Origin of the sequence: Microvirga zambiensis WSM3693, assembly GCF_016735695.1 — a bacterium.
Taxonomy (GTDB): domain Bacteria; phylum Pseudomonadota; class Alphaproteobacteria; order Rhizobiales; family Beijerinckiaceae; genus Microvirga; species Microvirga zambiensis.
In genome coordinates, this window is the sequence record NZ_JAERQD010000043.1 from 46483 (window position 1) to 54817 (window position 8335).

The 8335-nt window shown below is 57.5% G+C and carries 9 protein-coding genes; 2 read left to right on the forward strand and 7 right to left on the reverse strand.

What is annotated here, in order from left to right; all coding sequences use genetic code 11:
• Positions 1–8 precede the first annotated feature (8 nt).
• The 5 genes from JKL46_RS25125 to JKL46_RS25145 form a co-directional block, all read right to left on the reverse strand.
• The gene (locus JKL46_RS25125; RefSeq protein ID WP_201838498.1) at positions 9–803 is read right to left on the reverse strand and encodes a phosphorylase family protein; all 795 of its coding nucleotides are present in this window, start codon (positions 801–803) and stop codon (positions 9–11) included.
• Complete coding sequence (locus tag JKL46_RS25130; protein WP_201838499.1) at positions 800–1555, reverse strand: ABC transporter permease; 756 nt, start codon at positions 1553–1555, stop codon at positions 800–802. The genes JKL46_RS25125 and JKL46_RS25130 overlap by 4 nt, the downstream gene beginning before the upstream one ends.
• Complete coding sequence (locus tag JKL46_RS25135; protein WP_201838500.1) at positions 1552–2289, reverse strand: ABC transporter ATP-binding protein; 738 nt, start codon at positions 2287–2289, stop codon at positions 1552–1554. Before JKL46_RS25135 ends, JKL46_RS25130 begins: the two co-directional genes overlap by 4 nt.
• A gap of 358 nt (positions 2290–2647) precedes the next feature.
• Positions 2648–3196, reverse strand: a complete 549-nt coding sequence (locus JKL46_RS25140; RefSeq protein ID WP_201838501.1) for an RES domain-containing protein — start codon at positions 3194–3196, stop codon at positions 2648–2650.
• Positions 3193–3918 (reverse strand): hypothetical protein, encoded by a 726-nt coding sequence (locus tag JKL46_RS25145; RefSeq protein WP_246529513.1) that lies wholly within the window; start codon positions 3916–3918, stop codon positions 3193–3195. Before JKL46_RS25145 ends, JKL46_RS25140 begins: the two co-directional genes overlap by 4 nt.
• Positions 3919–4375: 457 nt before the next feature.
• Between JKL46_RS25145 and JKL46_RS25150 the strand changes: the two genes are divergently transcribed.
• Positions 4376–4624 (forward strand): hypothetical protein, encoded by a 249-nt coding sequence (locus JKL46_RS25150; RefSeq protein WP_201838502.1) that lies wholly within the window; start codon positions 4376–4378, stop codon positions 4622–4624.
• 249 nt (positions 4625–4873) lie between these two features.
• On the opposite strand, the gene minD is transcribed toward JKL46_RS25150, so the two are convergent.
• Positions 4874–5737 (reverse strand): septum site-determining protein MinD, encoded by an 864-nt coding sequence (gene minD / locus JKL46_RS25155; RefSeq protein ID WP_201838504.1) that lies wholly within the window; start codon positions 5735–5737, stop codon positions 4874–4876.
• A 423-nt stretch (positions 5738–6160) separates the two neighbouring features.
• Positions 6161–6517, reverse strand: coding sequence for a hypothetical protein (locus tag JKL46_RS25160; protein WP_201838506.1), 357 nt, complete (start codon positions 6515–6517; stop codon positions 6161–6163).
• 488 nt (positions 6518–7005) lie between these two features.
• On the opposite strand from JKL46_RS25160, the gene JKL46_RS25165 reads away from it, so the two are divergent.
• Positions 7006–7695, forward strand: coding sequence for a site-2 protease family protein (locus JKL46_RS25165; RefSeq protein ID WP_201838508.1), 690 nt, complete (start codon positions 7006–7008; stop codon positions 7693–7695).
• The last annotated feature ends 640 nt before the right edge of the window (positions 7696–8335 follow it).

Genomic DNA, 8335 nt, shown 5'->3' on the forward strand with positions numbered 1-8335 from the left:
TGGACGCACTATTGAGCGTCGAGCAAAGCGGCTGCTGTTGCCGCAAGACGAATAAGATTGTGCTGGGTTTCTTCGTAGTCTTCCAGCCATTGGTCGGTTGCGCGATTGCCGTGCACCGCCAGAACAGCCCCAACCTGGACGCCCAGAGCCCTGCCGACAGCAAACAGCGCCTCGCATTCCATATCCATACCAACAGCGCCAGCCTCGGTCAGCTGTCGTATCAGCCCGGCGGTTGGCAGCCCGCTGGGGTCGCCCTTAGGTTGAGCAAGTCGCTCTTGTCCCCAGTAGTAGGAGTCCGTAGTGTAAATTGCTCCCTTGCGGAAAGGAAGGTTGAGCGCCTGCGCTGCACGCTCAAGCGCCTCTACGACCTCAGGCGAGGCGGGGATTGGCTCACCTGAAGGATCATAGATGCGAGCAGTTCCAGTATTCCGCAGGGCCGTGTCGACAATCAGGAATGAGCCGAGGGGCATACTGGGATCGATCGCTCCCATGCCGCCAACCCGGATCCCTCTTTTCATACCCAGGTTAGTAAGCTCCACCACTGCGATTTCGGTTGAGGGCCCCCCGATCCCTGTCGAGCAAACCGTAATTGGTGTGCCAGTCCAGGTGCCGCGGGCCATTTGAAACTCGCGCCGGCGCCCAATCTCCGTCACCTGTTCCAGGACGCTTGCCGCCTTTGACACCCGGTCCGGATCTCCTGGAAGGAGGACTGACGGCATGACGTCCGCTGCCTCGCAAGGCAGATGAGTGGGGCTCCCCTCAAGCCAGGGGAACGCGGCTGAGCGTGATGCTGTGTTGGTCATGGTTGTTCTCGCCAAGATAGGAGGCGACGTTCAACGAAGTCGATGATCTGATAGACGGCAATACCCAAGAGAGCCGTTACGATGACCGCCCCGAACAGAAGTGGCGTCTTGTAAGTGGCTGTTGCAAACGTCATCAGGTAGCCTAGGCCCTGCTTACCAGCCATCCATTCAGCAAGGATAGCTCCAACCACAGCTTGCACGGCCCCCACGCGTAGACCGATGAAGATCTCTGGAAGGGCCGATGGAAACTCAATCCGCCGGAAACGCTGCCAGAGGCTGAGATGGAGCACCTGCGCCAGGTCATGGAGTCGTTTATCGACTGAACGGATGCCGACGAGTGTCGCAATCAGAACCGGAAAAAAGACAAGCGATACAATCAGGATAAGCTTGGATGTGATGCCCAAGCCGAACCAAATGACAAAGAGTGGCGCGAGTGCGATCTTTGGGGCGGTTTGTAAGAAAAGGATTGGACCAGACAACCAGCGTTCTAACCTTGCACTCTTCGCAAGAACAAGCCCACTGGCGATACCAAGAACCACTCCCACCACATAACCCGAAACTAGAATGGTAATGGTGTAGAGAAGATGATCAAAAAGCTGTCCTTTGGCAGCCTCCACGAGGGCATTCCAAACGGACACCGGAGAAGGCAGCAGGAAGTCGGGGATATCACAATAGCGTGTATAGAGATCCCATGCGACGACGATGGCTGCGATGGCGAAAGTGGTCTCAAGAACTCTCCAGAAGCCTTTCATTGCAGATCCCGCCTAAGGTCAGCCATCAACTGGTGAAACGCCGGATCCAGTTTGGTTCTCTCCCCTCGAGGACGAGGAAGATTCACGTCGTAGACGGTTTTGATACGGCCAGGACGAGGAGACATCACAACAACCCGATCCGAAAGGTAGGCGGCCTCTTCAACACTATGAGTCACGAACAGAATGGTCTTCTTCGTCTGCGACCAAATCGACAGGAGTTCATCATTCAGTCTATCGCGAGTGATCAGATCCAAAGCGCCAAACGGCTCATCCATCAGGAGCAGCGAAGGATCATATGACAGAGCACGCGCAATCGAGACGCGCTGACGCATTCCGCCGGACAAGGCACGCGGCAAGGCAGCTTCGAAACCAGTCAATCCAACGAGCTTTAGCAAGTCCAAAGCACGGCTGTCGGCCTCAGTTCGAGCGACCCTGGCTGTATCAAGAGGGAAGCGAACATTCTCAAGCGCGGAGAGCCATGGGAGAAGAACTGGCTCTTGAAAAACAAAGCCGACCCGCTGCCGGGCCCGGTCACCGTCGTCAACGTCGATGGATCCGCCGCTTGCCGTCTCCAAGCCAGCGAGGATGCGCAAAAGGGTCGACTTCCCACAACCGGATGGTCCAATGATGCTAACAAATTCGCCGCGGCGCACATCAAGATCAGTTGGGCTCAGTGCCGTTACCTTAGCTCCGTCGATCGAAAAATCCTTGTGAACGCCGCGGATCGTGATCATTCGTCTGTTCGCACCTAAAGGTCTTGGCCACAGCCTTGAAAGCTCCTGTCGCACTGACACATTCAGCCCCTTGCAGACAAGCTTTGGCGGCAATGCATCTTGCATTTCTTTTGCCTGTGAAGGGACAAATTCTCGTCACTCATTGTTACTTTTCGTAACTTTGTGTCGGATCGGCGCCAACGGTTCTCCGAGCATCGCATTGCGAATTAGGGTCGGCCACCGGGTGCTCACGCAACCGGGCAGGGGACCGGTCCGGTTCAATTTCCCCGTTCGGGTGACCAGCATAGGCAGGTAGAGTGTCCATGAGAGCGGTGAGGGATTAGGGCGCCAAGCCAACGCCATAAAGCTCGGCTATGTCTCAGAACCAATCCCTATCAAGCTGGGCCTCGCGGTATTCCTCCACGATAGCTGCGGCGGCATGGCCATAAATGGCATAACAAAGGGCCTCATCATCATGGCGAGCGTAATAGGCAATCCCACTCGCTCGGATGGGGTGGTCGCGCAGAGCCGATGACCAGGCTTGCGGGACGTCATACGGAAGACCGCCATGCACGACCTCCGCTGTCGCTCCCATTCGGGCCAGACCAGGCCCTCCAAGTTTGATCAGCACAAGATGGTTCGTAATCCGCAGCCGTACATACGCTTTCCTGGCCAGAAGGTCTGAGGGGATCAGAGTGCGGCCGGGTTCTCGGAGAAACGTCTCGGCAAATGCGCCACGCGCGTCCTTGGCCGTGTAGAGGACGCCATACGATGCATCAGGCGCATTGAGGCGACTATCCCGGGTGCGATCAAAATGGATTGGGTTGTATGCTGACGTGAAGAACCGGTGGAGGATCTCGCCAGGCTCGAGGGTGATGAGGACCGGATCCCGCGAAGCAAGATCTGGTGGCGGCAATGGTGCCGTCACGATCCTTGCTGACCCATGCGCCGGGCAGCGTCGACAGCCAAGTCGATATCGCCAGCTTTGAGGAGATCAATTGGCTTGCGCCCATTCAGGCGCGGATCGGGACGAACAAGAAAGTTCAGCACCGCCCAGGGGTTCTCTGTTGGGAGAGCCTCATGCACCGCCTTCAGACCCGGGACGACCGTGCCATCGTGGTTGAATTGCACGGTGGGATAGGCTCGTCGGTTGCTCGGACCCGGAACGGCCAGCAAGCTGCCTTCGCGCACTTTTCGATCCACCATCTGCCGTGAAATGCCATTCATCAGGACACGAACCTGATCCAGGTCGTAGGCACCGCCCGATTCCTTCAGATCGTTTTGGGCGATCTGAACGCCTCTGAGGAGTGCCTTGGCCCGCGAGCTGGGCTCGAACGCAGAGGCATCAACAACGGGTTTTTTCTGGACTGGGCCTGAACTGACCCGGGCAAAGAGACGGCCCTGGGGCCCTGCCAGATGCCCCCGAAACCGTTGGATCCGTCCGGACCCTATCCGCAACAGCTTCTTCTCCGTCGTTGCGTCTGGGGGGACTAACGCGACCAGCACTCCGTCGGGAATCTCCCGAAGCACCTGTGCTGGATCACCAACCACTTTGTATGAGTGAACCGATGAATGCACGGATGACTTCGCCCTGGAGTACTTCCGAGCAGACGGCCGCTTTTTCGCTTGAGGGTCTTTGATGCGAGCCATCTGCTCCTCCCTTGGAGCTAAGATAAGCCTTGTTCCGCCGATTGGCAACTTGGACAACTAAGGCAACTTTGGAAACGAACCACACTTCGCACAAAGTGCTCCCGCGGCTATCTGTGAAGATGAGAAACAGTAGGGGATCCCTTGTAGAAGCTGGTGTTAGCATCGGACAAATATCTAACGAGATAACATTTCGCATAACAAACATTATGGAATTAGCTCTAGGAGCTTTCTTCATGTCAACGACGTCATTCACGTGCCCCTTTAAGGCGTTTGCCCGCCAGTCGTGAAACCGTCTGCTTTAGCCCATCCGTGACGGCGCTAGAGCGCGGTTCAGGCATGTTCAGCGCATCGTTTCGCCGGAGATTCTGTAGCCATTGATTGGGGTCTTGTTCCCTGTGAAGCTCTTTCCAGCCTATCTCGTCGTTTTTCGTGGTCCCATGAAGCCAAAGGATCCCCAATGACCGGTCCCGGCCTCCACCTCTTGATGCCCGACGAAGTTCCTGAGGACCAGAGCAACAACATCACCCTGGCTGAGGTGGTTCAGCCCGAGCGGGCGATGGAGTTCATGGTGACGGTGCTCATCGATGGGACGGCCATCGCCGTGAGTGGTCCGTTCGGGTCGATGGAGGAAGCCGTCGACCAGGCCAACGATCTCTCAAAGGACTACCAGCTTGAACCGATTTACGTCAGGCGGGAGCAGGCCTAGACCGTTTCCACCCCGGCGCTCGGGCATCGTTCACGCCGCGTCGTGAATTAACATCACATTCAAACCACTCGCTCTGGGCAGCCCGGAAGGCTTCAGAATGTATTCTAATGATCTTCACGGGAGTCCTGTGACAGAGAGACTTGCGTGCCTAGAGAAACTGCGATGATCAACACCACCCTATATTACCCCACTTCCGTGAAGATCATTAGATCCGTGCTTCGTCCCGCTCTTGTGAGTGGCTGAACCGGTCTATGCGGCCCGCCGGGTGAACAGGCGATGCAATAGACCATGCTTCTCGCGTGCGAGAGCGATCTCGGCTCCCTCCCCCTTCAGCCGCTGCGCGGCGTCAAGGTAAGCCTGGGCCGGTGGGCTTCCAGGGCTGCCTAAGGTCACCGGAGCTCCAACGTTTGAGCTCAGGAGCACTTCGCCACTCTCTGGAATGATCCCCAGGAGCGGAATGGAGAGGATCTCGCACACGTCATCCACCTTCATAATCTCACCACGCCTGGCACGAACGGGATCATAGCGGGTGAGAAGCAAATGCTTATCGATGCGGCGCCCGCTCTCGGCTTTCGCCGTCTTGGCATCGAGCATGCCGATAATGCGATCGGCATCGCGGATCGAGGACACCTCCGGGTTGACGACAACGACGGCCAAATCCGCATGCCGCATCGCCAGGATTGCTCCCTTCTCGATCCCGGCCGGGCTGTCGCAAATCACCCAGTCGAACTGCTGCCGCAGCTCACCGATGACGTGCGCCACCCCGTCGTCGGTCAGACTGTCCTTGTCCCGGCTCTGTGAAGCCGGCAGGAGAGCCAGCGTGTCAACGCGTTTGTCGCGGATGAGGGCCTGCGCGAGTTTGGCCTCGCCTTTGATGACATTGATCAGATCGAACACCACGCGCCGCTCGGCGCCCATGACCAGGTCGAGATTGCGCAGGCCCACATCGAAATCGACGACTACGACCTTCTGACCCGTCTGAGCGAGGGCCGCTCCCAGTGCCGCCGTCGAGGTTGTCTTGCCGACACCGCCCTTGCCGGAGGTCACGACGAGCACCCTGCCCTGTCTGAGCCTTGTCTTGGCTTTGGTATGCTTTGGCCTTAGCTTCTTCATCGCTGGCATTTCTCCAGAGAGACCGTGAGGGGCACGGCACCGACGCAGGCACACGCGTGACTGAGGGGTCGTCAGCAAAAAGGAGGCGAACCGGAGCCGTTTCAGCTTTCCGCCCCTCGCAGGCATGCCCATTCCGCGCTCAAGATGGTTACCAGGAAGTTAACGATCGCCAGCAAGCGCCCGTTAGCGATCTGTTAACCATACAGCGGTGAGCATGTTCGGGCCGATCCGGCTCAGGGATCAGCACCGTTCTCCAAAGCAGACGGGACGCGGACCGTCTGCTTTGGAGGTGAACGGGGCCCGCGCAGTAACAGAGGCTTAGCCAGGATCTCATTCGAATCTGATCGAAACGGGACACGCGGCATTCCACACATGCTCAGATGAGAGGATTACCTGCGATCATTTGCGATCGATCACTGCAAGCTAGAGCCAGATCGACACGCGAACCAGACCACACCATTCAATGGTCCTGACAATGCGGAGGTAGGGATGAAGCGGGCTTTCCAGCGACGGATCAAGCGGTGGTTTCTGGAAGCGATGACGCGGCGCCTCAATCAATGCCACGAGTTCCATTCCGATCGTGGCCCCTTCTTCGAACCCCACAGGTCCGGCCTGCCCTCGTGTCCCGCGGAAGGCATCGGTGAAGATGGCCCGCGATCGCAGTTCTTCGCAGAAAAACGCCAACCAGGGCTGTGACGAGCCCTGAGATATGTGGCCCTGTCCGACCGCCGATGTATAAGGGCAGCGAAAATCCTCGCTTTGGCCGATGTTCCGCCACATCAATCGGGTCTCTAACGGCACCCAAAGCAAGGCACCTTGATTGACCTGTAACAACTGGAGGAAGCTATGCCCGCCACACCGGCACGCCCTTCTGTACACCCTGGGAACGAAGCGTCCCCTCTGGCCTCGGTGGAGCATTTACCCCTGCTGCAATCGCTTCGGACAACCCTCGCCAACATTGACTTCGAGCACGAAGGCGACGTTGAGACCATCAGGAATAGCGCGGTGGATGATTGGCTCAAGCAGACGACAATCCGAAAGCTGCAAGAGCGCCATCGAAACCGGCGGATGCCCTGCGTTGCACAACTTGAACGCTTGCAGGAGCGAGCTGCGTGATCGTGTTCGAGGACCAATGAAGTCCATTGTTCTTGGCGCGGGCATGACTTGATAACCAGTGTCTCTCCATCTCATCGTGCTTCTTGACAGGTTTTTGAAAAATGCCGAGCGTTGCCTATCATTAGTAGCGAAGCAGGGATGAGGATTGCTGTTTGGACTTCCCTGGCACCATCTATGCGGCATCGACTTGGATCGTCCCAATCCTTATCCCAATCACCTTCCATGAGGCGGCACATGCCTATGCAGCGTGGAAATTAGGGGACGACACCGCGCACCGTCTGGGCCGTGTCACCTTCAACCCACTGAAGCATGTCGATCCTTTTGGAACGATCCTGCTTCCTGCACTGCTTTTTCTGACCAAGGCTCCATTCCTGTTTGGCTGGGCAAAGCCTGTTCCGGTGGCGTTCGGGCGTCTGGGCCATCCCCGACGCGACATGGCGATTGTCGCCATGGCCGGGCCACTGGCGAATGTATTGCTCGCTGTTGCGTCCGCTGGTCTCCTAAGGATTGCCTGGGTGTTGCCGGAGGCGCTCGTCCCCTGGCTGGTTCAGACACTCTACCAGTCGATCCTGCTGAACCTGGTCCTGGCGATCTTCAACATGTTTCCCCTGCCGCCCCTGGACGGAGGACGCGTCGTCTTGAGCATTCTGCCCAACGCACTGGCACGGCCATTTGCCAGGCTGGAGCGGTTTGGTTTCCTGGTTCTACTCGGGATCATCTTTCCTCTGCCGATGCTCGGCAGATCGCTGGGGGTCGACTTGAACATCTTCCGATGGTTTGTCGCGATCCCGCTTGCCTGGCTGATGCCGATTTTTCGGACAATCGCTGGAGCATCTTCGTAGCGGCTGACGGTTAGCAGGGCACCCTTACCCTGTCGTTTGTAAAGGGTTGTCGATCAGCGCAGAAATCTCGACGCTGTAAAGCGGACGCTGAGGACCGAACCATCGGAGAGAAGAACCACATTGAAAGGATTGCCATCAGTGCCACTCGCGGCCCACCGGCTCCGAGCAAAGTATTCCATTCGCTGAGGAGGTGGTGCCATAGTGGCGGGGGATAATTCGGAATTGCACGACAGACTGCACCAGAGATTGCCGTGGCATTAACGCGAGGCAACCCGACTCTTCGGTATTACTAAGTTCCGATGGATCGTCCGCGATGACGGACGATGCACAAGCCAGGCCTGGCGAGCTTTCTGACGTGCCAATGCGCCAACGCGATGTTTCTTGCTCCAAGCCCTGTTGGCTCTTGCAGCCTGGTGGAGCCGACTGAGGCGGGTCCGCTCTCCGACATCCAGATGCGAAGCCTTGAATGTGCTGATCGTACGCTTTGCCGGTCGCTCGCGCCTAGCGTCTTTGCCGCGCGTATGCGTCACCGGCTGTGTGAACTCCTCAAATGAAGTTCCAATGTACGCATCCGAGGAAGGACGCATTGCGCTAGTGAGTGAGAGTGTGGATGGTCTGTCTATATAGACGTCAATATAGA